The organism is Telluria sp. BA11 (assembly GCF_056680305.1).
Genome location: NZ_CM155275.1, coordinates 2,753,499 through 2,776,534 on the forward strand (window position 1 = coordinate 2,753,499; position 23,036 = coordinate 2,776,534).

The following is a 23,036-nucleotide window of genomic DNA, read 5'->3' on the forward strand; positions in this document are numbered from 1 at the left end:
CTCTCCGTTATTGGTGCAGACTAAAAATTTGATCCGACAGCATAGCCGAAACGCCGCGCAAGGCGGGATATTGTTCAGTAATCAAGTAGGTCGGTATGCGCGCAAGATAATCACCCAGGCGGCCCTTGTCTTCAAAGCGCGCACGAAACGCCGATTGCTCGAACAGCACGCCCAGGCGCGGCACGATGCCGCCGCCGATATACATGCCGCCGGTCGCGCCCAGCGTGAGCGCGACATTGCCAGCCACACTGCCCAGGATCGCGCAGAACACCCGCACCGAGCCCTGGCACTCGAGACATGACCCATCAAGGGCCGCCGTGGTGATGTCCGCCGCCTTCATGCGCCGGCTGGTGCGCGCCCAGTGGATCAGCTCCAGCCCCATGCCCGACAGCAGGCGCTCGGCCGAGACGTGGCCGTACTCGCTCCACAGCGCCTCGAGGATCGCCACCTCGTCGCGGTTGACGGGCGCGAAGCTCACGTGCCCCCCTTCGCCCGACAGCGCAATCCAGCGTCCGCCGGCCGGGACCACGCCCGAGACACCCAGGCCCGTACCGGGTCCGATCAGGCCGATGGTCCGGTTGGGCAGTTCGATGCCGCCACCGATGCGCTGGCGCCCGGCGGGTGGCAGGTGCGGCAGCGCCATCGCCAGCGCCGCGAAGTCGTTGACCATCAACAGCGTGGTCAAGCCCAGTTCCTGCCGCAGCGCTTCGATCGAAAAGGCCCAGTGGTGGTTGGTCATCCGGATCTCGTCGCCCTCGACCGGATTGGCAATCGCCAGCGCCGCATGGCGCACGCTGTCGACCGCCATTCCGCGCATACGCGCGCCTTCGAGGTAGGCGCGGATCGCGTCGCCCAGCGTCAGGTAGCTGGCGCCGGCCAGCACCTCGACGTCATCGAAGCCGCCAGCCGGATCGGACTGCAGCGCGAAGCGCGCATTGGTGCCGCCGATGTCGGCCAGCAGCCGCAGGCCGTGCGTCACCTCTGCCGTCATTTCAGGTCCTCGCAGCGCACGGCATCGGCCTCTTTCGCAGCGCCACCGGCGATCTCGATGTTCGCGAAAGCCGCAGTGAACGGGCCGTCGCTGGTCACGCTGAACGGCGTGTCGACCTTGGCCAGATCAATCCCCTTGGCCTGGAAGCAGGCCAGCGGGATCGAGACCGTGTGCTTGCCGCCGTCGGCCAGGCGCTTGAACAGGCCCGTGGCATCCAGCGCCGTGTCGTTCGCACCCTGGCGCATCGCGAGCATCACCTTGCCGGTTGGCGCCTTGGCGACCATGGTGTCAAAGCGCAGCGCGCCATCCTTCGCCGCCGCTGCCGGTACCACCATGGCGCGCGCACCGCGCGCTTCGAGTGTGGCCGGGCCGGTCCAGGTGCCCATCTTGGCATCCTGCTGGGTGTTGACCTGCGCGGTCGTCACGACGATGCCCGGCAGCGTGAAGCTCGCATTCAGGTCGGCGCCCAGCACTGTGGTTTGCCCGCCGCTGCGGATCGCCAGAGGGAAGCTGGTGCGGTCGGCCTGGCTGAACACGGGGAACGTATTGCCGGCGCTGCAGCCGCCTTGCGGGATCGTTTCATCGAGCTTGCCGAGCTTGGAGCGCGTGCCCGCCTTCAGGCCGTAGCCGTAGGCGAACAGCGGTGCGTACTCCTTGTCGCCGACGTTGAGCTTGACCTGGCAGGCCGACTTCGGCCACGAGAACGGCAGCGTGCCGCGGAAGTCATAGCGCTTGCCGCCTGCGATCAACAGGTCCGACACGCCCTTGCCCTCGGAACCCGGCAGCCAGGCCGAGATGAAGGTGTCCGACAGATTGAGCAGGTCGTTGCCGTACACCGGCCGCCCCGTGACCATCACGGTAATCACGGGTTTGCCCTTGCCGGCCACTGCCTGCAGCACGGCCAGGTCTTCCGGATAGCGGCTGCTGTGGCGCAGCGTGCCGGATGGGTGGATGTCGCCATCGCCTTCCGCATACGGGCGCTCGCCGATGATGGCAATGACTGCGTCGAACTGCGTCACGTCGACGTCTTTCGCGTCGACGCTGAAGCGCACGTTCTCGCTGCCGGCCGCTTCGCGAATGCCCGTCAGGATCGTGTCGGCGTTCTTGAAATCGGCATTCGTGGTGGCGGTGCCCTGCCATGTGATCGACCAGCCGCCGCTCTGGTTCGACAGCTCGTCGGCGCTCTTGCCCACGACGAGGATTTTCTGGCCGCGCTTCAGGGGCAGGGCCGGGCCTTCGTTCTTGAGCAGCACGAGCGACTCGCGCACGGCCTGGCGCGCCAGCGCGCGTGCCTGCATCGCATCGTCCTTGCCCGCATACGCGTTCTGGGCCGGGCTCTTGTCGAACAGGCCGGCGCGCAGCTTGACGCGGATGATGCGGGTCACGGCATCGTCGATGCGCGCCATCGGAATCTCGCCCGACTCGACCTGCTTGATCGTGTTGGCGATGAAGGCTTTCCAATCGTCCGGCACCATGAACATGTCGTTGCCGGCGTTGACCGCCTGGGCGCAGCTGTCGTTGCGGCAGCCTTTCACTTCGCCGATGCCATTCCAGTCGGTGACGACAAAGCCATCGAAGCCCATTTTGTTTTTAAGGATGTCGGTGAGCGCCACTTTGCTGCCATGCAGCTTGCCATGCTCGACGCCGGCCGCCGTGTCGGTCCAGCTGTTAAACGACGACATTACGGTCTGCGCGCCCGCCGTCAGTGCCGGGACGTAGCCGGCGCCATGGATGTTGATCAGGTCAACGGCGCTGGCCTCGGTCACGCCGCGGTCCTTGCCGTTCCTGGTGCCGCCGTCGCCGATGAAGTGCTTGGCCGTCGCAATGGTGTTGGCGTCGTCCTTGAAGGCGCCCTGCATGCCTTTGACGTACTCGCCAGCGTAGGTGCGCACGACTTCCGGATGCTCGGCATAGCTTTCATAGGTGCGGCCCCAGCGATCGTCGCGCACGACGGCCAGCGTCGGGCCGAACACCCAGGCGATGCCGGTCGCGCGCACGGCCTTCGCGGTGGCCGCGCCAATCTCGCGCATCAGCTTCGGGTTGCGCGCTGCGCCCAGCCCGATATTGTGCGGGAACAGCGTGGCGCCCGGCACGTTGTTGTGGCCATGGACCGCGTCGGTGCCCCACACGACCGGCACCTTGATTGCCATGTCGGTCTTCATCGACGCGTCGTGGTACGCCTGCGCCAGCGCCAGCCATTCCTTGGCGCTGGCCGCCTTGTTCCCGTTCGGCCAGCTGCCGCCGCCATTAAGCACCGAGCCAAGGTAGTACTTGGTCACGTCGGCCGGCGTGGCGGTCTTGATCTCGGGCTGCGTCATCTGGCCGATCTTCTGGGCCAGCGTCATCTTGCTGACGATTTCCTGGACGCGCTTCTCGAGCGCGGCGTCCTTCTTGACCGCGCTGGTCACGCGCGGCCAGTCGGCCAGGTTGGTGTCGACCGGGGCGGCATGCGCGAAGGCAGGCAAGGCAAGGGCGATCGCAAGGGCGAGCAGGGAAGGGCGAAGCGTGGCTGTCATGGTTTGTCTCGTTCGTTGTCGTTATAGGAATTCATGCCTGGCGCAGGAACGCGCCGTACCATTTGCCGCTGCTCTTGAGGCGGCGTTGCTGCGTAGCGTAATCGATGTGCACGAGGCCAAAGCGCTTCAGATAGCCCTCGGCCCACTCGAAGTTGTCGAGCAGACTCCAGGCGAAGTAGCCCTTGACTGGCGCGCCGCCGTCGATCGCGGCCTTGAGCGAGGCCAGGTGGCGCATCAGGTAATGGCGGCGCTGCACATCGTCGATCTCGCCGTCGGCGCCCACCACGTCGTCAAAGGCCGAACCGTTTTCGGTCACGTACATCGGGCCCGGGTGGTAGTCGTTCTCGATGCGCAGCAGGAGTTCGGTCAGGCCCTCGGGCACCACGGGCCAGCCCATCGCGGTGATCTCGCCTTCGGTGGGCGGCAGCACCTTGGTGTCCAGCGGCGCGTGGCCGGCGGCATGCGCGACGGTTTCGGGGAAGTAGTAATTCACGCCCATGAAATCGGTCTTGACCGCGATGGCGTCCATGTCGCCCGGCGCGACGTCGGGCGCTGCAGCGCCGACCTGCGCGAGCGTGGCTTCAGGATAGCCACGGCCGAACAGCGGATCGAGGAACCAGCGGTAGCGCAGGCCGTCGTGGCGTTCCTTTGCCGCGCTGTCCTCGGCGCTGTCGCTCGCGGCGCGCAGTGGATGCAGGCTGACGGCCATGCCGACCTGCGCATCCGGCACGTTCGCGCGGATCAGCGGCACCGCCTTGCCGTGCGAGACGAGCACATTATGCGCGACCTGCAGCGCTGCCTTCAGGTCGGTCTTGCCGGGCGCATGCCAGCCTTCGAAGTTGCCGATGATCGCCGTGCACCATGGCTCGTTGTGCGTGATCCAGTGTTTGACGCGGTCGCCCAGCGTGCGCGTCATGGCGTCGGTGTACTCAAGGAAGGCATCGATCGTCGCCCGATGTTCCCAGCCACCCGCATCCTGCAGCGTTTGCGGCAAGTCCCAGTGGTACAGCGTGGCCCATGGTTGCAGGCCCCGTTCGAGCATGCCGTCGACCAGGCGCGAATAGAAATCCAGGCCCTTCTGGTTCGGCGCGCCGCCGCCTTCGCTATAGACGCGCGGCCAGGCGATCGAGAAGCGGTAGGCATTCAGGCCCATGCCGCGCGCGATGTCGAAGTCTTCCGGCCAGCGGTGGTAATGGTCGCACGCGACCAGGCCGTTGGAACCATCGCGGATGGTGCCGGGCGTGGCGGCGAAGCGGTCCCAGATCGACTCCACGCGGCCGTCGTCGCGGCCGGCGCCTTCGATCTGGTAGGACGATGTGGCGCAGCCCCACAAAAAATCGCGGGCAAAATCGCTGCGCTGCGGCGCTTGTGGCTCGGGGCGGTTGGCAGTGGTCATGGGTTTCGCTTTATCTGGTCAATAAGGTCTGAATGAAAATTTTCGGGAAAACATCCAAGTCATTTGGAAAGCTTTCCAGTTCGTGTCCAAAAAAATGGCCGCGCGCGGCCGGTGCTGGCTGCGCCAGCGATGTCATGTTTTCTTGCCCTCGTGTTTGGCTTTGGCTTTGGGTTTGGCCTTGCTGCCTGCGGCCCTGGCCAGCGATGCGCGCATCGTCACGCTGACGGGGAACGTGCGCGCCACCGGGCGGCCCAGCTCATAGCAGCGATTGAGCAGGGCGTTGATGCCGGCCAGCGTCATCTCGCGCCACGGCATGTGCACCGACGTCAGGCGCGGCGCCGCGAATTCGGCGCTGGGCGTGTCGTCGTAGCCGATCACCGACAGGTCGCGCGGCACGCTGATGCCGGCTTCCTGGAAGTACGACAGTGCGCCCACTGCCATCTCGTCGTTGGCGCAGAACAGCGCCGTGCACGGCGTCTTCGATTCGACCAGCGCCTTGGCCGCCAGCCAGCCGCCCTGCGGCGAGAAGTCGCTTTCGGCGATCCAGACCTTGTCGGTATCGAGGCCTTCGGCCAGCAGTTCGTGCATGAAGCCATCGACACGCGCCACGTTGTCGACCAGCGCATTCGGCCCGGCGATGACGGCGATGTCGCGGTGGCCATGATCGAGCAGCGCGCGCGCTGCGAGGCGCCCGCCCAGCGCATGGTCGACCGTGAAGCACTGGCCCGGCAGGTCGGCGAAATCGTGGTTGAGCGAGACGATCGTGCGGCGCTTGGCGCCCAGCGCGGCGATGTCGTCATCGGTCAGCGCGCTGGTCATCATGATCAGGCCATCGCAGCCGCGCTCGATCAGAAATTCGATGCCTTCGATGGCCTGGTTGCGCGCGTCGCCCAGGCCCACGCCAAAGGCCACCACCATGTGCAGGCCGGCCGCGCGCAGTTCGGTATCGATGATCTGCAGGATCGGCGTGTAGAAGGTGCCCGACAACACCGGGATATAGACGCCGACCATCCGGCTGGTGCCGGACAGCAGGGCGCGCGCCGCGTGCGACGGGCGAAAACCCAGTTCGTCGATCGCCTTGCGCACGCGCTCGAGCGTGGCGGGCGAGACCGAGCCTTTGCCGCTGACCACGCGCGAGGCGGTGCCGAGACCGACGCCGGCCAGCCGCGCTACGTCCTTGATTGTCGCCACGTGCGATTCCTGTTCGATGAGTGGATCAAAATAACCGCCAAGCATACTGTATTCATCTGACTATGGCATCCCTGATTGCAGCCGATTGCCGGTGGACCCGTCGAACAACGACACCCGCTGCGCATCGATCGCAAAGCGCACCGATTGACCGGCTGCCAGCGGCCGCGCATCGTGCACGATGGCGGACAATACCTGCCCGGCGCAATCGAGCCACACGACCTGGTGATTGCCCATCGGCTCGACCAGCGTGACGCTGGCCTGCAGCGCGCCCTGCTCGTCGATCCGGAGATGTTCGGGACGCGCGGCCAGCGTCACGGCGCCCGCCGCAACGGCACCTGCCAGTTGCAGCGTGACGCCTCCGGCGCTGAAGCGCCCGGCCGCATCGATGCTGCCGTCAATAAAATTCATCGACGGCGAACCGAGAAAGCCCGCCACGAAACGGTTTGCCGGCGTCTCGTAGACCTCGGCCGGGGTACCGATCTGCTGGATGCGGCCGCCCTGCATCACGACGATGCGGGTCGCGAGCGTCATCGCCTCGGCCTGGTCGTGCGTCACGTAGATCATCGTCGATCCCAGACGCTGGTGCAGCAGCTTGAGTTCGCGCCGCAGTTCGGCGCGCAGCTTGGCGTCCAGGTTCGACAGCGGCTCGTCGAACAGGTACACGCCCGCTTCGCGCACGAGCGCGCGCCCGATCGCGACGCGCTGGCGCTGGCCACCGGAGAGCTGCGCCGGTTTGCGATCGAGCAGGGCGCCCAGCTGCAGCATCTCGGCCGTGTGGCGCACGCGGCGCGTCACTTCCGCCTTCGGCGTGCCGGCGATGCGCAGGCCGAACGACATGTTCTTCTCGACCGTCATCGTCGGATACAGCGCGTACGACTGGAACACCATGCCGATCCCGCGCTCGCTCGGATCGGCGTGGCTCATGTCGCGCCCGCCGATTTCGATGGCGCCACCCGAGACGTCGATCAGGCCCGCGATGCTGTGCAACAGCGTGGACTTGCCGCAGCCCGATGGGCCGAGCAGCACGAGAAATTCGCCCGGTGCGATCTCCAGATCGAGGTCGCGGATGATCTCGTTATTGCCGCGGGTGATGCACAGTTTGCGCAGATGGACATTCGACATGAGGGTCAGCCTTTCACGGCGCCGGCAGCGATACCGCGCACGAACCAGCGTCCGGAGATGAAGTAGATCACCAGCGGCACGGCGGCCGTCAGGATGGTGGCGGCCATGTTCACGTTGTACATGCGGGTGCCGGTAGTGGTGTTGATCACGTTATTGAGCTGCACTGTCATCGGCAGGTTCTCCCGGCCAGCGAACACCAGGCCCAGGATGTAATCGTTCCAGACACCCGTGACCTGCATGATCGCAGCGACCACGATGATCGGCAGCGACATCGGCAGCATCACCTGCAGGAAGATGCGCCAGAAACCGCCGCCATCGATGCGCGCGGCCTGGAACAGCTCGTGCGGCACCGACGCATAGTAATTCCGGAACAGCAGCGTCATGAGCGGCATGCCGAAGATGACGTGCACGACGACGATCGCCGGCAGCGAGCCGAAGACGCCGGCATGCGCCATCATCCACACCAGTGGATAAATCATGACCTGCACCGGAATGAAGGCGCCGGCCAGCAGCACGCCGAACAGCAGGTTCGCGCCACGCGGGCGCCAGAACGACAGCGCATAACCGTTGATCGCGCCAAGCAGGATCGGGATCACGGTGCTGGGCACGGCGATCGCCACCGAATTCCAGAAGCCCTGGCTGACCGCGCCCCAGGCTGCGCGCCACGGATCGAGCGTGGCCACGCCGGGCAGGGCGAACACGTTGCCCATCCTGATCTCGGTCATCGGCTTGAACGACGTGATGACCATGACATACAGCGGCAGCAAAAAGAACAGCGCGGCGCTCAGCAGAAAAGCGTAGACGCCGATGCGGGCAGGGGAGAGGCGCGCTGTCATGCGTGCCCTCCGTTCAAACGCGCGCGGCGGCTGCGCGCATACGCATACGGCGCGAGCAGTGCCAGCACCGGCACCAGCAGCGTCACGGCGCCGGCCGATGCGAGGCCGATGTTCGAGCGCAGGAACAGGTGGTCCATGATGAACTTGGCCGGCACTTCGCTGGCGATGCCAGGGCCGCCCTGCGTCATTGCGACCACGGCGTCGAACAGCTTGACGACGGCGGTCGAGAGCAGCAGGAACACGGTCGCCACGGTGGGGCCGAGCATCGGCAGCACGATCTGCAGGTACACGCGCCAGGCCGGAATGCCATCCAGCCGCGCGGCCTTGTAAATCTCGGGATCGATGCCGCGCAGGCCGGCCAGCATCAGCGCCATGACCAGGCCCGAGGCCTGCCACACGGTGGCGATGACGACGGTGTAGATCACCAGGTCCTGGTGCACGATCCAGTCGAACGAAAACCCGGGGAAGCCCAGCTGGCGCACGGCGCCTTCGATGCCGCTGCCTGGCGCCAGCAGCCATTGCCACACCAGACCCGTGGCGATGAACGACATCGCATACGGATACAGGAACACGGTGCGCAGCAGGCCTTCGCCCTTGACGTTCTGGTCGATGAACACGGCCAGCAGGAAGCCGATGACCATGCAGGCGACGATGAACACCGCGCCGTAGATGGCCAGGTTATGCAGCGACAGCAGCCAGCGCTCGTTGTCAAACAAGCGCACGTACTGCGCCACGCCGATGAATTTATCGGACGGGAAGGTGCGCGACGCCGTGAACGACGTGCGCAGGGTCCACAGCGCGCCGCCGACGTAGGCCAGCAGCACCGTCAGCGCCATCGGCAGCAGGGCGATATGGGGACTGAGGTGCCGGGAGAGTCGGGATGCGTGCATGGCGTCAGTACTTCAAGGCGCGGGCAATGCTGCGCTGGACCTTCTCGACGCGCGTGTCCATATTCCAGTACGCGGTCAGGATGTCCTGCATTGCCCCGTTCTGGTCGGGCGTCAGATAGACCTCTGTCACGCCGACCTGGCGCGAGCGGTCCTTGATGATGGCCACGCCCTTTTGCGCGCACAGGTCGAGCTCACTGGACTGGGCATCCAGGCGCACCGGGATCGAGCCTTTCAGCTTGCTGAACGCGATCTGCAATGCGGGCTGCGAGACGACTTGCGCCAGCAGTTGCTGGGCCTTGATGGCGTCCGGCTTGTCGGTGCGCGGGAAAACGAAGACGTCGCCCTGCATCAGGTAAGGCGTGTCGGGCTTGAGGCCGGCGATGCAGCCATAGTGCTTTCCGGGCAGCTGGCCGGCATTGGTGAATTCGCCCTTGGCCCAGTCACCCATCACCTGAAAGCCCGCGCGGCCACTGATGACCAGCGCCGTCGCATCGTTCCAGTTGCGTCCCGGCGCGCCCGGATCGACGTACGACTTCATGCGCTTGAAGGCCAGCAGCACGTCGCGAAAGGCAGGCGAGAGGATCGTGGCCTGGTCACGGTCGCGGATCACTTTCAGATACAGATCGCGCCCGCCGATATTGGCGAGTAAAGCCGAGAACAGCACGGTCTCCTGCCACGACTGGCCACCGTGAGCCAGTGGGATGAGACCTGCGGCCTTGAGCTTGTCGAGCGCCGCGAAGAGTTCCGGCATGCTCGCCGGTTCGCGCGTGATGCCAGCTTTCTTGAAGGCGGCTTTCGAGTACCAGATCCACGTCTGCATGTGGATATTGAGCGGCACCGCGTAGTAGTGGCCATCGTGCTTGATGACGTCGATCAGCGGCTCGGGCAGGATGCGGTCCCAGTCCTGGGCCTTGGCGACGGCGTCGACATTGTTGAGCATATTCTGCTCGATGACATCGGTGAACTGCTTGGAGGTGTTGAACTGCGCAGCAGTCGGCGGGTTGCCGCCGATGATGCGGTTGATGGTGACGGCGCGCGACTGGTCGCCGCCCGCGATGGCGCTGTCGACCCACACGCCGCCGGCATTGCGAAACGCCTGGGCGACCTGCTTGACGGCGTTCGATTCGCCGCCCGAGGTCCACCAGTGGATGACTTCTGCTTTCGGTGCGGCCGCACTGGCTGGCGCGCTGCCGAGCACGATACTCAGCGCACCTGCAGCGGCGCACAACCATGCGCAGGCTGCTGCCAGGTTGCGGGATTTGACCATCTTGTCTCCGTTCAGTGCCATGTTTTTTTGGCACGTTGGAAACGTTACCATTGGCTTTGCCCGACTATAGCATCGGGTCAATTGACGGTCAAACTAAACTTGCGGATTGTAATTGTTGGAGGAACGTTCTGCCATGGGCAACGTACGCAAGTCCGAAATCAGGCAGCGATCGAAGCGGAAAAAATGCACATGGTTTTCTTCCTCGTGTAGAGTAATAGTTAATCTTTCAAGCGGCGAAAAAGGTGGTTGCCGCACCTGGCGGTTGCACGACGCTTCGGAGGCATGTTGAGAAATTCGAAAATATTTCCACGTGTACGATACCTCGGGATCTACGTTGATCGGGCAGGCCTGTTTGCCTGCCACGCCCGCGCAAGATCAATCGCGCTGACCATTGCGCATGTCAGCAACCCATGAGTCGCCCGACCATTTTACTTGTCGACGATGAGCCCGCCAACCTTGCCATGATGCGCAAGGTGCTCAGCGATGACTACACGCTGGTGTTTGCCCGCAACGGCGCCGAAACAATGGCGGCGCTGCACAAGCATCGGCCGGCCATGGTGTTGCTGGACATCGGCCTGCCAGACATCAACGGCTATGACCTCTGCCTTAAAATCAAGCAGAGCGATACGACCGGGACCATCCAGGTCATTTTCGTGACGTCCTACGCGGACCCTGTGAATGAAGCAGCCGGGTTTTTCGCTGGTGGGGTCGACTACATCACGAAACCCGTGTCGCCGCCGATCGTGCGCGCGCGCGTCGCCAGCCATTTATCCCAGGTGCGCGCGGAATTGCTGGCCAGGAGTTACCGCGAGGCGATCTCGATGCTGGGCCAGGCAGGGCATTTCAACGATACCGATACCGGTGCGCATATCTGGCGCATGGCCGCCTACGCAAAGGCGCTTGCCAAAGGGGCAGGGTGGAGCGCCGAAGACAGCGAGCAACTCGAACTGGCGGCGCCGATGCATGACACCGGCAAGATAGGCATTCCCCAGTCCATCCTGCGCAAACCCGGTCCACTGGACGACGCCGAGTGGGCCATCATGAAAACCCATCCACAAATTGGCTACGACATTCTGAGCAAAAGCGCAGCGCAGGTGTTCCAGCTCGCCGCCGAGGTGGCGTTGTATCACCATGAGAAGTGGGATGGCAGCGGCTATCCGGCCGGCCTGGCCGGCGAGGCCATTCCCCAATCGGCGCGCCTGGTGGCGCTCGCCGACGTGTTCGACGCCCTGAGCATCAAGCGCCCGTACAAGGAACCCTGGCCTGTCGACAAAATCGTGGCCTATGTGGATGGCCGCTCAGGGACGGATTTCGATCCGGCGCTGGTGGCGGTGTTTCACAGGATGCTGCCGGAGTTGCTCGACATACAGCAGACATGGGATGCGCGGAGTAGCGAGCTGCACCCTCGTCAGGGATGATCCAGAAAAAGCCCAACCTGAAGGATGGCTTTTTAAAAATGATGACCAGGATGCAGGGTTAACCCTCGCAGAAGATGGCATTAAGCTGAACCGCATTTGTCGGACTTTTGCTACACAGTGGCATGATAATAGTGGCGAGGTGCAACTTTCCCATGAGAAATTGCGATAAGCTTGGTACATAGTCACCGCTCACATTCACGCGCTGGGAGATCTATGCTACGAGTGCCTTTTCATACCTGCTGCAATGGCAGTGTATATATACACTCGCCCCCGCCTTGAAATACATGCGGGGATGCCAACCGCTTGTTTCATTTCTTCTATTCTTGGCAAATGCCTGATAAACGTTCTATTTTCACAAGAGATTAGAATCGGCTTGTCGAACTACGTCATTCTGCTTGGAACAAATATAACCGACAGTATGGTGTTTCTTAATTCGGAGTCATCATGTACTTTTTCAAGCAGCGTCTTAGTCGGCAACTGACAATCGCTTTTGCGACTCTAGTTTCAATTATTGTGGCCATATCTGCGCTGGCAGTATTCAGCTTGAGTGAAGCCCAGTCCAACTTCGACGGTTTTGTTGGTGATGAGTTCAACCGCGGCAGTGTTGCGCGTGATGTTAGATCATCAGTCAGCGCAAGGGCAATTGCAGCGCGCAATCTTATTTTATTGAATACGCCTGCCGACATCGCTGCAGAAAAGGCTGCAGTGATGGCCGCCCACGAGCGTGTAAAAGACCGTATGGCGTTGCTGAAAAGATTGCTTGATCTGGATAATAAAGCGACGCCAAAAGAGCATCAACTCTACGATGAGTTGGTCCGTATTGAGCAGCGTTATGGCCCTATTGCGCTGTCTATCGTCGAGATGGCGCTGAACGGCAAGAAATCTGAAGCAACTGAAAAAATGAATGCCGAGTGCCAGCCACTATTAAAGAAGCTGATCGCTACGGTGGGCGCATATGCAAAATTGATCACTAGTTCGGCAGAAGGTGAAATCCAGAAATCAGCTGAAAAATTCCGCGCCAAGCGTTTGTTGTTGATCTGCGTGTCGCTAGTTGCCGTAGTCACGGCGATTGCACTTTCACGCTTGATAAAACGCAGCTTGCATCGCTCTTTGGGCGCCGATCCTCACGATTTGAGAAAAGCCGCGAATCAGGTCCGGTCCGGGGACCTGGGTACGTTACCGGAAGCAGCAACCGCGCCGGCAAACAGCGTCATGGCGTCACTTGGAGAGATGCAGCAATCATTGGCAACCATCGTACATAGTGTCCGTCGTTCCTCCGATACGATCGAGTCCGGTTCAACAGAGATTGCTGATCGAAATAAAGATTTGTCGGCGCGGACTCTGGAGCAGGCCAGGCAGTTGCAGGAAAGTGCAAACGCGATGGAGAAAATTACCGGGACTATTCGGGTCAATGCCGACACCGCGGCCCGTGCCAGTGACTTGGCGTTGAGTGCGCGCGCCGCTGCCGAAAACGGCGGTACCATGGTCGACGAAGTTGTCATCACCATGCAAAAAATCACGGCGAGCTCCAAAAAGATTGAAGACATCATTTCTGTAATTGACGGAATCGCCTTCCAGACCAACATCCTTGCGTTGAACGCCGCAGTCGAGGCGGCCCGTGCGGGTGAGCAGGGCAGGGGGTTTGCCGTCGTGGCGAGTGAGGTTCGCGCACTGGCGCAACGCAGCGCACAGGCGGCCAAGGAAATCAAGGTACTGATTATTGACAGCGTCGGCATGATCGGCTCGGGAGCGGGCATGGTGTCAAACGCTGGTGAAGCAATGACCGCCATCGTCAGCGAAGTAAAGAGCGTTGCTGAGCTGATCAGCGAAATCAGCACGGCCACCCGTGAGCAGACCATGAGCATCAGCAGCGTTGGCGAGACCGTCATGGCACTGGATCAAGGCACCCAGCAAAACGCATCACTGGTCGAGCAGATGGCCGATGCCGCAGATGCGCTGAACCAGCAGGCGCATAGCCTGGTGTCGGCAGTGTCAGTATTTAAAGTTGCAGGGGGCAACGATATGACCAGTGACGCAGGCAAGGTGCCATCCAATCGCCGAACACAGTCGCCACTGCAACTGCAAGCGGTGGCGTGACCCTATGTGACCGTGGAATGATCCGGTTCTCACGTTGATCCAGGCTACATGGTGCCCAGAAAGCAAAAAGCCCAATCCTGAGGATTGGGCTTTTTACTGACTAACTGGTGCCGGCTGCCGGTTTCGAACTGGCCACCTGATGATTACAAATCAACTGCTCTACCAAATGAGCTAAGCCGGCGTGATCTTTAGAGCAAGAATTATACGCTATTTGATCCGCGTGAGGGTCGGTCGTCCACCCTTCTTCGGTGGCTCGTCATCGCCACCCGACGGAGGGGCAGACACTTCCGTATCCGGCACCACCGGCGAATCCACGCCCTTGGACGGCACCGCTGACAGCGATGGCCCCGCAGGCGCCGTACCCACTTCTGGCGCCGATCCATCCGACGACGCAGCAGGCAATGCACCCACTTCAAACGCCATCCCCTGGCCATTCTCGTTGGCATAAATCGCCAGCACATTGTGTACAGGGATATAGATCTCGCGCGACACGCCGTTGAAGCGTGCACGGAAGTGAACTGCGTCGTTATCCATCTTCAGTGCCGAGGTGGCGCCGAAGCTGATGTTCAGGATGATCTCGCCCTTGCGGACGTATTCCATCGGCACCGTCGTCGATCCATCGACCTTGACTGCGAGGTAAGGCGTAAAGCCACTGTCGGTGCACCATTCGTAGATGGCGCGCAGCAGGTAGGGTTTGGTGGAGATCTCTGACATGGTGGTATGGGCTAGCAATACAGGCAAAACGGGCGTTCGCGCCAGTCTATCGGATTCGCCCGAAGAACGTCCGATTCCGGCGCGTACGGTGCGGCTGACAACAGGGGGCGGGAATAAGCCCGCCCCAGGTCCATCAACGACGCATCACTTTCTCGGACGGGGTCAGCGCCTCGATGTAGGCAGGGCGCGAGAAGATGCGCTCGGCGTACTTCATCAACGGTGCAGCCGTCTTCGACAGTTCGATGCCGTAGTGGTCCAGACGCCAGAGCAGCGGCGCGATGGCCACGTCGAGCATCGAGAACTCGTCACCCAGCATGTACTTGTTCTTCAGGAACAGCGGTGCCAGCGTGGTCAGGCGGTCGCGGATTTCGGTGCGGGCCTTGTCGTGGATCTTGTCGTTCGACTTGTTGCGCTCGCTTTCCAGCGTGTGCACGTGGACGAACAGCTCTTTTTCGAAGTTGAACAGCATCAGGCGGGCACGGGCGCGCATCAGCGGGTCGGCCGGCATCAGTTGCGGATGCGGGAAGCGCTCGTCGATGTACTCGTTGATGATGTTCGATTCGTACAGGATCAGTTCGCGCTCGACCAGGATAGGCACCTGGCCGTACGGGTTCATCGTCGAAATATCTTCCGGCTTGTTGAACAGGTCGACGTCGCGCACTTCGAAGTCCATGCCCTTTTCGAACAGGACGAGGCGGCAGCGTTGGGAGAACGGGCACGTGGTGCCGGAGTAGAGAACCATCATGGTTTATAGTTCCTTAAGAAACAAAGGGGTGCAGCGCCGAGCACTCACCCCAGAGAAATGATTGCCCGTATTATAGCCAACCGGACAACGAAAGCGAATTACTTCACTTCTTTCCAGTACGATTCATTCAATCGCCAGGCCAAAAAGGCGAAAATCGTCAGGAACAGGAGCACGAATGCCCCCAATCGCTTGCGTGTCGCCTGCGCCGGTTCGGCCATCCAGACCATGTAGGCGACCAGGTCGGCCGTGGCCGTGTTGAACTCCTGCTGGGTCATGGTGCCGGGGCTCACTTGCTCGAAGCCGGCGAAGGTGTGGACCATCTTGCCGGACTCATGCGGATCGGGCTGCTCCGTGAACTTTGCCGTGCGAATCCCCTGCTGCAGCCACATGGCGTGCGGCATCGCGACATTCGGCACCACCATATTGTTCCAGCCGGTCGGGCGCGTCTCGTCCTGGTAGAACGTACGCAGATAGGTGTACAGGTAGTCGGCGCCCGAGCCGCCCGGCGACGCCTTGGCGCGCGCGATCACCGACAAATCCGGCGGCACGGCGCCGAACCAGGCCTTGGCATCGTTCGGTCGCATGGCCGTGGTCATCATGTCGCCGACCTTGTCGGCAGAAAACAACAAGTTTTGCCGGATCTGGTCATCTGTCAGGCCCAGGTCGCGCAGGCGGTTGTAGCGCATTGACGCGGCCGAGTGGCAATTGAGGCAGTGGTTGACGAACAGTTTGGCGCCGTTTTGCAGTGACGCCAGGTCGGCGCGGTCCGGGGCGCGGTCGAGCGGGAAGCTGCCTTCGGCGGCGAATGCCAGGCCGGGCGTCAGGGCCAGGATGGCGAGCAATTTTTTCACAAGCAATGTCATGGGATGTCCTTGTGCGCGGGTCCGAAGGCGTCAGTGCGGGGTGAAGGTGACACGGGTCGGCACCGGCTTGAAGGTGCCCATCGTGCTCCACCACGGCATCAGGAGGAAGAACCCGAAGTACGCCAGCGTGCACACTTGCGAGATCAGCGTGAACGCGGCCGTCGGCAATTGCGTGCCCAGGTAGCCCAGCGTCACGAACACCACGGCAAACACCGCATACACCCACTTGTGCCAGTCCGGGCGGTAGCGCAGCGAGCGGGCCGGTGAGTGGTCCAGCCATGGCATGCCGGCAATGATCATCACTGATGAACCGAACAGCACCACACCCCAGAACTTAGCGTCGAGCACCTGCGGCAGCATGCCGATGATTACCAGCAGCCCGATCACGGCGATGATTGCCTTGGTCGTGAAGGCCAGGCGCGACTTGAACCAGATGAAGACGACGTAGGCGGCGACCGCTGCCATCAGCACATACATGAAGTCGGCCGTGGTGGCGCGCAGCACCGAATAGAACGGCGTGAAGTACCAGGTCGGCGCGATGTGCGACGGGGTCTTCATCGAGTCGGCCGGCAGGAAGTTGTTGTACTCGAGGAAGTAGCCGCCCATCTCAGGTGCGAAGAACACGACCGCCGAGAACAGCAGCAGGAACACGCTCACACCGAACAGATCCTTGGTGGTGTAGTACGGGTGCGACGGGATCGTGTCGAGCGGGTAGCCGTCCGGGCCGATGTGGTCCTTGACTTCGATGCCGTCCGGATTGTTCGAGCCCACTTCGTGCAGCGCCGTCAGGTGGGCCACCACCAGACCGATGATGACCAGGGGCAGGGCGATCACGTGGAAGGCGAAGAAACGGTTCAGCGTGGCGTCCGACACCACGTAGTCGCCGCGGATCCACAGCGACAGGTCACTGCCGATCACGGGAATTGCGCCGAACAGGTTGACGATCACCTGCGCGCCCCAGTACGACATCTGGCCCCACGGCAGCAGGTAGCCGAAGAATGCCTCGGCCATCAGGCACAAAAAGATGCCGAAGCCGAACAGCCAGACCAGTTCACGCGGCTTGCGGTACGAGCCATACATGAGGCCGCGCGCCATGTGCAGGTAGACGACGATGAAGAAGGCCGACGCGCCGGTCGAGTGCATGTAGCGCACCAGCCAGCCCCACGGCACTTCGCGCATGATGTACTCGACCGAGCCGAAGGCCAGCGCCGCGTCGGGCTTGTAGTGCATCGTGAGAAAAATGCCGGTGACGATCTGCAGCACCAGCACGAGGGCCGAGAGCGAACCAAACAGATACCAGACGTTGAAATTCTTGGGCGCGTGGTACTTGCCCCACTGATCGTTCCACAGCTTGCTGGCCGGAAAGCGGTCGTCGACCCAGGCCAGTGCCTTCTGGGCCGCCGGTGCATCGGCGGGCAGCTTTGTCTCCTTGAACGCGCCCATGGTTATGCCTCGCCTTTCTCGTCTTTGCCGATCACGATCCTGCTGTCGGAGAGATACATGTACGGGGGAACGTCCATATTCGTCGGCGCCGGCTTGTTCTTGAAGACGCGTGCCGACAAATCGAAGGTCGAGCCATGGCAGGGGCACAGGAAGCCGCCGGGCCAGTCGCTGGGAAGGTTCGGCTGCGGGCCGGCGGCCAGGCGCGACGAGGGCGAACAGCCAAGGTGCGAGCAGATGCCCACGGTGACAAGAACTTCCTTGTGTTCGACGCGTGCGCGGTAGGGATTCTTGCAGTATTCCGGCATCTCGAGCTGGAATATCTTTTCGGAGGCGGGGTCGGCCAGTTCGTCCTGGTCTTTTTCGAGCGTGGCCATCATGGCAGGGGTACGGCGCAGGATCCAGACCGGCTTGCCGCGCCATTCGACGACTTTCATTTCGCCGGGGGCGACGTCGCCGATATCGACTTCAACCGGCGCGCCTGCGGCCTTGGCGCGCTCGGATGGCTGGAAGGTGCTGACCAGGGCTCCCGCCGTGGCCACGCCGACGACGCCGCCTGCGGCGCATGTCGCGACCAGCAAGCCCCGTCGACCAGGATCGACCTGCTTTTGAGTACTCATACCAACCCCACTCCGTGAATATACGAATTATAAGAATTAAGTCCGAGCTTCCAGCTTGCAAAATTATATGTGAACGGCAACACCTATAGAAAAAATATTGTCTCGCCTACACGCCTTGCGAAAATGGTCTTTTGCACCATCCCGGCACCCCGCTGGACACCGCCGCCGAGAGGCATCGGTTATCATGCGATTACTTATTTCAAGAACAATGAGAGGGGTTAATCATGGCAATGATGGACGAATTCAAGAAGTTTGCGATGCGGGGCAATGTGATGGACCTGGCCGTCGGCGTGATCATCGGTGGGGCCTTTGGCCGCATCGTCGATTCGCTGGTCAAGGATGTCATCATGCCGCCGATCGGCGCGCTGTTCGGCGGTCTTGATTTCGCCAATTATTACATCCCCCTCAATGGCCAGGGCTATAACCTACCACTTGCCGAGGCGCAAAAGGCGGGCGCCGTGCTGGCATACGGTAATTTCTTGACGATCATGCTGAACTTTATCCTTCTTGCATTTGTCATCTTTCAGATGGTGCGCTTGATGAACCGCCTGCGCGGCCCCGTCGAAGCGCCGACACCGGCTGCCACGCCCGAAGACGTGCTGCTGCTGCGCGAGATCCGGGACGCCCTTAAAAAGTGAAAGATGACATCGTCCGCGACATAAGGCCCCCGCATCCGTTGCGGCGCTTCTGGGTCCGTTCATGGCTGCTGTTTGCGCAAACGGTCACGGTGGCGCTGGCCATCTGGTTTGTCGTGGCCGCGTTGCGGCCGGCCTGGCTCGAATCGACGCCGGCGCCGAAGCAAGTGCAGGTGGGCGCGCCCGGCAAACCGGTGCCGATGCTGCAGGCGCCGCCCCGGCCCGCTACCGGCAGCTACCGCGACGCTGCCGCCAAGGCGATGTCGTCGGTGGTCAATATCTACACGAGCAAGGCGTCGCGCGAAGCGCATCCGCTGCTGAAAGACCCGCTGTTTCGCCGCTTCTTCGGCGGCGACCGCGCGCCGCAGGCCGAGCAGCTGGCCAGCCTTGGCTCGGGCGTCATCGTCAGCAGCGACGGTTACATCGTCACCAATTTCCATGTGATCGATGGCGCCGATGCGATCGAGGTGGGCCTGGCCGATGGCCGCAAGGCAGCGGCAACGCTGGTCGGCACCGATCCGGAAACCGACCTGGCCGTGATCCGCATCAAGGAGCGCAACTTGCCGGTGATGGTATTGGGTGACCCGGAACTGGCGCGCGTGGGGGATGTCGTGCTGGCCATCGGCAACCCGTTCGGTGTCGGCCAGACGGTGACGATGGGAATCATCTCGGCGCTGGGCCGCAACAACCTGCACATCAACCACGTCGAAAATTTCATCCAGACCGATGCCGCGATCAACTTCGGCAACTCGGGCGGGGCGCTGGTCGATACCAACGGCCACTTGCTGGGCATCAACTCGGCGATCTATTCGCAGAGCGGCGGCTCGGTGGGCATCGGGTTTGCCATTCCCGTGTCCACCGCCAAGAGCGTGCTGGACGCCATCGTCAAGAACGGTGAGGTGGTGCGCGGCTGGATCGGCATCGAGTCACAGGACATCACGCCCGAAATGGTCGAGAGCTTTGGCTTGTCAAAACGTAGCGGCGCCATGATTGCCGGCGTGGTGCGCGGCGGGCCGGCCGAGCGCGCCGGGATTCAGCCGGGCGACATCCTGGTGGCAGTTGCTGGTAAAAAAGTGGCTGATACGAGCGAGATGCTCAAGCTGGTGGCCCAGCTCGAGCCGGGCGCGTCCGTACCGATGACGATCGTGCGCCAGGGGCGCGAAACAGCGATCGCCGTCAAGGTCGGGCGCCGTCCACGCCAGACGCCCTGAACTTTTTGAATTCTATTTTCGGACCCACATGCACCTGCGCGACCTGACGCAATACCTGAACGAACTGACCGAGAGCAATAACCGCCCGTGGTTCATCATGAACAAGCCGCGCTACGATATCCTGCGCGAAGAATTCCAGGAGGTTGTTACTGAACTGATCCGGGCCATCACGGCCTTCGACAAGCAGGTCGCGGCCTGCAACCCGAAGAAGGCGATGTTCCGCATCAACCGCGACATCCGCTTTTCAAAGAACAAGACGCCGTACAAGACGCGCTTCTCGGCCGGCATCACGCCGAACGACAAGCGCCGGCCAAGTGCCGGCGGTGGCTCGACTTATTATTTCCAGATCGATGCCAACGGCAAGCTCGGTTTTGGCGTCGGCGAATACCTGCCGCCACCGCCGCGCCTGAAGGCCATTCGCGAGCATGTGGTCAACGATGCGACGGGTTTTGGCAAAATGTTGAAGAATAAGCATCTCCGCGCCACCTATGGTGACCTCCTGGACGAGGACAAGTTGCAGCGTCCACCAAAGGGTTTCGATGCGGATCATCCGCATGTCGAATACCTGAAGCTGAAAAGCTTCTTCGTGTGGACCGAAGTCGATCTGGCGCTCAATGCGCCGGAAAAACTGGTGCCGCAACTGGCGCAGGGATTCAAGGACGCATTTGCGCTGGTCACCTGGCTGCGCAGCGTTCCAGAACAACACGACGAATAGAGGAGGGCGACATGGCCTTGCATCACGCTACATCCGGCGAGAAAATCGCATTGCAACGCGGCGATAACGATATCGCCCATTTCACCTCGGTGGCCCTGGTCAAGACCGAGCATATGGAACTGATCCGGCTGGTGCTGCCGGTGGAACGCCCCATCCCCGAACACCGGGTCGATGGTGAAGTGACGGTGCTGTGCCTGGAAGGCGAGATCGCCGTCGATGCGCACGGTGCAACGACGTCGCTATTGCCCAACGAGATGGTGTATCTGAGTGGCGGTGTGCCGCACACGGTGCGCGCCGTGAAGGACGCGGTGGCGCTCATGACGATCTTGATCGGGCCGCAGCAAGCTGCCTGATACGCGGCTCGGACAAATTGCTTGGTGGCTTACTACACGCCGCAACAAATTGCTTGATGCGTAGGGTGGACGGCTACGCCGTCCACGCGGTGATGGTTGGCGGCGAGATCATCCGGCATGTAAGCGGCGCTGGTATCGACCGCCGCGTGGACGGGTAACCCGCCTCGCCGGCCGCATCCACCCTACGCGACTTCGATCCTCGGATCGCGCGCCAGCAAGCCCGCCGCCGTCTGCGCGGCATCCACCCCATCGAACAGCACGCCCGCCACCGCCTCGGTGATCGGCATGTCCACGCCCAGCTTGTGCGCCAGCTCGCGCACCGCCTTGGCACATGGAACGCCTTCGGCCACATGGCCCAGCTCGGCCACGATGGTGGCCAGCGCCTTGCCCTCCGCCAGCGCCAGGCCCACGCGCCTGTTGCGCGACAGATCGCCCGTACACGTCAGGATCAGGTCGCCCATGCCGCTCAGGCCCATGAACGTGCCCGGCTGCGCGCCCAGCGCCAGTCCCAGGCGCGTGATCTCGGCCAGTCCGCGCGTGATCAGCGCGGCGCGGGCGTTCAGCCCCAGGCCCAGGCCGTCCGATGTGCCGGTGGCAATGGCCATCACGTTCTTGACGGCGCCGCCGACTTCCACGCCGACCAGGTCGTCGCACGAATACACGCGCAGGTTGTCGCCGTGCGCCAGCGCGACGACGCGTTCGCGCAAGGCGCGTGAGCTCGATGCCACAGTCAGCGCGCATGGCAGGCCGCGCGCCACTTCCTGGGCAAACGACGGGCCCGACAGCGCCGCGCCCGGCACTGTGTCGCCCAGCACTTGCGCGACCACCTGGTGCGGCAGCAGGGCGGTGCCGGCCTCGAAGCCCTTGCACAGCCAGACGACGTTCGGGATCGAGCGGCCGCGCAATTGTTCGAGCAGGGGGCGCAGGCCGGCGACCGGGCACGCCAGGATCAGGAGCGGCGTTTCGTCCGGCGCGCTCGTGGCGACATGGGCCAGCGCGGCGTCGAAGTCGGCGCTCACACGCAGGGATGCCGGCAGCGGATGGCCCGGCAGGTAGGCGCGGTTGTCGCGCGCGGCGTCGATGTCTTGCATCTGCTGGGGATTGCGGCCCCACAGCAGCACGTCGTGGCGTGCCGCCAGGGCGATGGCCACGGCAGTGCCCCAGGCGCCGGCGCCCAGGACAGTGATTTTGGTGAGATTATTCTGTTGCATGGAACTCCTGCAGAGGATTACAGGCCCCAGACATCCGAGACCTTGATGTAGCCGTCGATACTGTCGCGTACAGGATCGCGCGGATAGTGCCGACAGTCTTGAAATCAAAGGCGAATGCGCGCGGGGCGACCGGCAATGCGGCGCGTGAGGCGGTCAACGGGGAGCCGGCAAGACGGCGGGCGGAGAACATGGCGGGCCTGGATGGTGGTTGAAACCGGGACACCGGACATCTGGCACGAACGCGGCGTGGCGCCGCGTTCGTCGGGTACGACTGCTGCTTAGTTCGACGGCGCTGCTGCGGCTTCGGCCATGGCCTGGGCGCGCTGCTGGTAGAAGGCTTCGAAGTTGATTTCGGCCAGATGCACTGGCGGGAAGCCGGCACGGCTGATCACGTCAGCGATGTTCGCGCGCAGGTAAGGATAGATGATGTTCGGGCAGCCGATGCCCAGCAGTGGATCCATCTGGTCAGCCGGGATGTTACGGGCTTCGAAGATGCCTGCCTGCTTGCCTTCGACCAGGAACGCAACCTTGTCCTTGACCTTGGCGGTGACGGTGATCGTCACGGTCGACTCGTAGATGCCTTCGGCGATGCTTTCAGCACCCACGTCGAGCGACACTTCGATCGCTGGCGCTTCTTGCTCCAGGAAGATCGATGGCGAGTTCGGTTGCTCCAGCGACATGTCTTTCAGGTAGACGCGTTGGATTTGGAATACTGGTTGCAGAGTTTCGTCGGACATGGAACGCTTTCTAATAATAGTGGGAAGTGGCGGGCCACTCCGGTTGCCTGGTCGAGCGCGACGTCGTG

General features: G+C 62.5%; 21 protein-coding genes and 1 tRNA gene. 6 read left to right on the top strand and 16 right to left on the bottom strand.

Annotated elements, in window-relative coordinates:
- Positions 1-7: 7 nt before the first annotated feature.
- The 8 genes from AC1MGT_RS12060 to AC1MGT_RS12095 all read right to left on the bottom strand — a co-directional run bounded on the left by AC1MGT_RS12060 (position 8) and on the right by AC1MGT_RS12095 (position 10,209).
- Positions 8-991, bottom strand: coding sequence for a glucokinase (locus tag AC1MGT_RS12060; protein ID WP_499500363.1), 984 nt, complete (start codon positions 989-991; stop codon positions 8-10).
- Positions 988-3,507, bottom strand: a complete 2,520-nt coding sequence (locus tag AC1MGT_RS12065) for a glycoside hydrolase family 3 protein (RefSeq protein WP_499500364.1) — start codon at positions 3,505-3,507, stop codon at positions 988-990. The genes AC1MGT_RS12060 and AC1MGT_RS12065 overlap by 4 nt, the downstream gene beginning before the upstream one ends.
- A gap of 31 nt (positions 3,508-3,538) precedes the next feature.
- Positions 3,539-4,903, bottom strand: a complete 1,365-nt coding sequence (locus AC1MGT_RS12070) for a GH1 family beta-glucosidase (protein WP_499500365.1) — start codon at positions 4,901-4,903, stop codon at positions 3,539-3,541.
- 132 nt (positions 4,904-5,035) lie between these two features.
- Positions 5,036-6,094: a LacI family DNA-binding transcriptional regulator gene (locus AC1MGT_RS12075; protein ID WP_499500366.1), complete on the bottom strand. Its 1,059-nt coding sequence runs from the start codon at positions 6,092-6,094 to the stop codon at positions 5,036-5,038.
- A gap of 60 nt (positions 6,095-6,154) precedes the next feature.
- Entirely contained in the window at positions 6,155-7,216 is a 1,062-nt protein-coding gene (locus AC1MGT_RS12080) for an ABC transporter ATP-binding protein (RefSeq protein ID WP_499500367.1), read from the bottom strand.
- A 5-nt stretch (positions 7,217-7,221) separates the two neighbouring features.
- Positions 7,222-8,052: a carbohydrate ABC transporter permease gene (locus AC1MGT_RS12085; protein WP_499500368.1), complete on the bottom strand. Its 831-nt coding sequence runs from the start codon at positions 8,050-8,052 to the stop codon at positions 7,222-7,224.
- The gene (locus AC1MGT_RS12090) at positions 8,049-8,942 is read right to left on the bottom strand and encodes a carbohydrate ABC transporter permease (RefSeq protein ID WP_183554617.1); all 894 of its coding nucleotides are present in this window, start codon (positions 8,940-8,942) and stop codon (positions 8,049-8,051) included. Before AC1MGT_RS12090 ends, AC1MGT_RS12085 begins: the two co-directional genes overlap by 4 nt.
- 4 nt (positions 8,943-8,946) lie before the next feature.
- On the bottom strand, positions 8,947-10,209 hold the full coding sequence (locus tag AC1MGT_RS12095) for an ABC transporter substrate-binding protein (RefSeq protein WP_499500369.1): 1,263 nt from the start codon (positions 10,207-10,209) through the stop codon (positions 8,947-8,949).
- A gap of 410 nt (positions 10,210-10,619) precedes the next feature.
- Here AC1MGT_RS12095 and AC1MGT_RS12100 point away from each other — a divergent pair, with 410 nt between their 5' ends.
- On the top strand, positions 10,620-11,627 hold the full coding sequence (locus AC1MGT_RS12100) for a response regulator (RefSeq protein ID WP_499500370.1): 1,008 nt from the start codon (positions 10,620-10,622) through the stop codon (positions 11,625-11,627).
- Between the two features lie 444 nt (positions 11,628-12,071).
- On the top strand, positions 12,072-13,724 hold the full coding sequence (locus AC1MGT_RS12105) for a methyl-accepting chemotaxis protein (protein WP_499500371.1): 1,653 nt from the start codon (positions 12,072-12,074) through the stop codon (positions 13,722-13,724).
- A gap of 105 nt (positions 13,725-13,829) precedes the next feature.
- On the opposite strand, the gene AC1MGT_RS12110 is transcribed toward AC1MGT_RS12105, so the two are convergent.
- The 6 genes from AC1MGT_RS12110 to petA form a co-directional block, all read right to left on the bottom strand.
- Positions 13,830-13,905: transfer RNA gene (locus tag AC1MGT_RS12110), tRNA-Thr, on the bottom strand.
- 26 nt (positions 13,906-13,931) lie between these two features.
- On the bottom strand, positions 13,932-14,438 hold the full coding sequence (locus tag AC1MGT_RS12115; protein ID WP_332531908.1) for a ClpXP protease specificity-enhancing factor: 507 nt from the start codon (positions 14,436-14,438) through the stop codon (positions 13,932-13,934).
- A gap of 133 nt (positions 14,439-14,571) precedes the next feature.
- On the bottom strand, positions 14,572-15,183 hold the full coding sequence (locus tag AC1MGT_RS12120; protein WP_183554595.1) for a glutathione S-transferase N-terminal domain-containing protein: 612 nt from the start codon (positions 15,181-15,183) through the stop codon (positions 14,572-14,574).
- A 98-nt stretch (positions 15,184-15,281) separates the two neighbouring features.
- The gene (locus tag AC1MGT_RS12125; RefSeq protein WP_499500372.1) at positions 15,282-16,046 is read right to left on the bottom strand and encodes a cytochrome c1; all 765 of its coding nucleotides are present in this window, start codon (positions 16,044-16,046) and stop codon (positions 15,282-15,284) included.
- Positions 16,047-16,076: 30 nt separating this feature from the next.
- Complete coding sequence (locus AC1MGT_RS12130; RefSeq protein ID WP_499500373.1) at positions 16,077-17,489, bottom strand: cytochrome b; 1,413 nt, start codon at positions 17,487-17,489, stop codon at positions 16,077-16,079.
- A gap of 2 nt (positions 17,490-17,491) precedes the next feature.
- Positions 17,492-18,106 (bottom strand): ubiquinol-cytochrome c reductase iron-sulfur subunit, encoded by a 615-nt coding sequence (petA, locus tag AC1MGT_RS12135; RefSeq protein WP_499500374.1) that lies wholly within the window; start codon positions 18,104-18,106, stop codon positions 17,492-17,494.
- Between the two features lie 224 nt (positions 18,107-18,330).
- On the opposite strand from petA, the gene mscL reads away from it, so the two are divergent.
- The 4 genes from mscL to AC1MGT_RS12155 are packed head-to-tail and all read left to right on the top strand — an operon-like array spanning position 18,331 to position 21,020.
- Positions 18,331-18,744 carry a large conductance mechanosensitive channel protein MscL gene (mscL, locus tag AC1MGT_RS12140; RefSeq protein WP_499500375.1) on the top strand — a complete coding sequence of 138 codons (414 nt, stop codon included), beginning with the start codon at positions 18,331-18,333 and terminating at the stop codon, positions 18,742-18,744.
- A 38-nt stretch (positions 18,745-18,782) separates the two neighbouring features.
- Positions 18,783-19,952 carry a trypsin-like peptidase domain-containing protein gene (locus AC1MGT_RS12145; RefSeq protein WP_499500376.1) on the top strand — a complete coding sequence of 390 codons (1,170 nt, stop codon included), beginning with the start codon at positions 18,783-18,785 and terminating at the stop codon, positions 19,950-19,952.
- 28 nt (positions 19,953-19,980) lie between these two features.
- Positions 19,981-20,667 carry a DUF2461 domain-containing protein gene (locus AC1MGT_RS12150; protein ID WP_183554585.1) on the top strand — a complete coding sequence of 229 codons (687 nt, stop codon included), beginning with the start codon at positions 19,981-19,983 and terminating at the stop codon, positions 20,665-20,667.
- 11 nt (positions 20,668-20,678) lie between these two features.
- A complete protein-coding gene (locus tag AC1MGT_RS12155) occupies positions 20,679-21,020 on the top strand; it encodes a cupin domain-containing protein (protein WP_332531914.1) in 342 nt (113 codons plus the stop codon).
- A 182-nt stretch (positions 21,021-21,202) separates the two neighbouring features.
- On the opposite strand, the gene AC1MGT_RS12160 is transcribed toward AC1MGT_RS12155, so the two are convergent.
- Together AC1MGT_RS12160 and secB are read right to left on the bottom strand one after the other, a co-directional pair.
- Complete coding sequence (locus AC1MGT_RS12160) at positions 21,203-22,231, bottom strand: NAD(P)H-dependent glycerol-3-phosphate dehydrogenase (protein ID WP_499500377.1); 1,029 nt, start codon at positions 22,229-22,231, stop codon at positions 21,203-21,205.
- A gap of 278 nt (positions 22,232-22,509) precedes the next feature.
- The gene (gene secB, locus AC1MGT_RS12165; protein WP_183554579.1) at positions 22,510-22,968 is read right to left on the bottom strand and encodes a protein-export chaperone SecB; all 459 of its coding nucleotides are present in this window, start codon (positions 22,966-22,968) and stop codon (positions 22,510-22,512) included.
- Between the last annotated feature and the right edge of the window lie 68 nt (positions 22,969-23,036).

What these genes read in the sequence shown, in the direction of transcription:
- AC1MGT_RS12060 (WP_499500363.1), bottom strand. Translation starts at nt 991, where the DNA reads ATGACGGCAGAGGTGACGCACGGCCTGCGGCTGCTGGCCGACATCGGC.
- AC1MGT_RS12065 (WP_499500364.1), bottom strand. Translation starts at nt 3,507, where the DNA reads ATGACAGCCACGCTTCGCCCTTCCCTGCTCGCCCTTGCGATCGCCCTT.
- AC1MGT_RS12070 (WP_499500365.1), bottom strand. Translation starts at nt 4,903, where the DNA reads ATGACCACTGCCAACCGCCCCGAGCCACAAGCGCCGCAGCGCAGCGAT.
- AC1MGT_RS12080 (WP_499500367.1), bottom strand. Translation starts at nt 7,216, where the DNA reads ATGTCGAATGTCCATCTGCGCAAACTGTGCATCACCCGCGGCAATAAC.
- AC1MGT_RS12085 (WP_499500368.1), bottom strand. Translation starts at nt 8,052, where the DNA reads ATGACAGCGCGCCTCTCCCCTGCCCGCATCGGCGTCTACGCTTTTCTG.
- AC1MGT_RS12090 (WP_183554617.1), bottom strand. Translation starts at nt 8,942, where the DNA reads ATGCACGCATCCCGACTCTCCCGGCACCTCAGTCCCCATATCGCCCTG.
- AC1MGT_RS12095 (WP_499500369.1), bottom strand. Translation starts at nt 10,209, where the DNA reads ATGGTCAAATCCCGCAACCTGGCAGCAGCCTGCGCATGGTTGTGCGCC.
- AC1MGT_RS12100 (WP_499500370.1), top strand. Translation starts at nt 10,620, where the DNA reads ATGAGTCGCCCGACCATTTTACTTGTCGACGATGAGCCCGCCAACCTT.
- AC1MGT_RS12105 (WP_499500371.1), top strand. Translation starts at nt 12,072, where the DNA reads ATGTACTTTTTCAAGCAGCGTCTTAGTCGGCAACTGACAATCGCTTTT.
- AC1MGT_RS12115 (WP_332531908.1), bottom strand. Translation starts at nt 14,438, where the DNA reads ATGTCAGAGATCTCCACCAAACCCTACCTGCTGCGCGCCATCTACGAA.
- AC1MGT_RS12120 (WP_183554595.1), bottom strand. Translation starts at nt 15,183, where the DNA reads ATGATGGTTCTCTACTCCGGCACCACGTGCCCGTTCTCCCAACGCTGC.
- AC1MGT_RS12125 (WP_499500372.1), bottom strand. Translation starts at nt 16,046, where the DNA reads ATGACATTGCTTGTGAAAAAATTGCTCGCCATCCTGGCCCTGACGCCC.
- AC1MGT_RS12130 (WP_499500373.1), bottom strand. Translation starts at nt 17,489, where the DNA reads ATGGGCGCGTTCAAGGAGACAAAGCTGCCCGCCGATGCACCGGCGGCC.
- petA (WP_499500374.1), bottom strand. Translation starts at nt 18,106, where the DNA reads ATGAGTACTCAAAAGCAGGTCGATCCTGGTCGACGGGGCTTGCTGGTC.
- mscL (WP_499500375.1), top strand. Translation starts at nt 18,331, where the DNA reads ATGGCAATGATGGACGAATTCAAGAAGTTTGCGATGCGGGGCAATGTG.
- AC1MGT_RS12150 (WP_183554585.1), top strand. Translation starts at nt 19,981, where the DNA reads ATGCACCTGCGCGACCTGACGCAATACCTGAACGAACTGACCGAGAGC.
- AC1MGT_RS12155 (WP_332531914.1), top strand. Translation starts at nt 20,679, where the DNA reads ATGGCCTTGCATCACGCTACATCCGGCGAGAAAATCGCATTGCAACGC.
- AC1MGT_RS12160 (WP_499500377.1), bottom strand. Translation starts at nt 22,231, where the DNA reads ATGCAACAGAATAATCTCACCAAAATCACTGTCCTGGGCGCCGGCGCC.
- secB (WP_183554579.1), bottom strand. Translation starts at nt 22,968, where the DNA reads ATGTCCGACGAAACTCTGCAACCAGTATTCCAAATCCAACGCGTCTAC.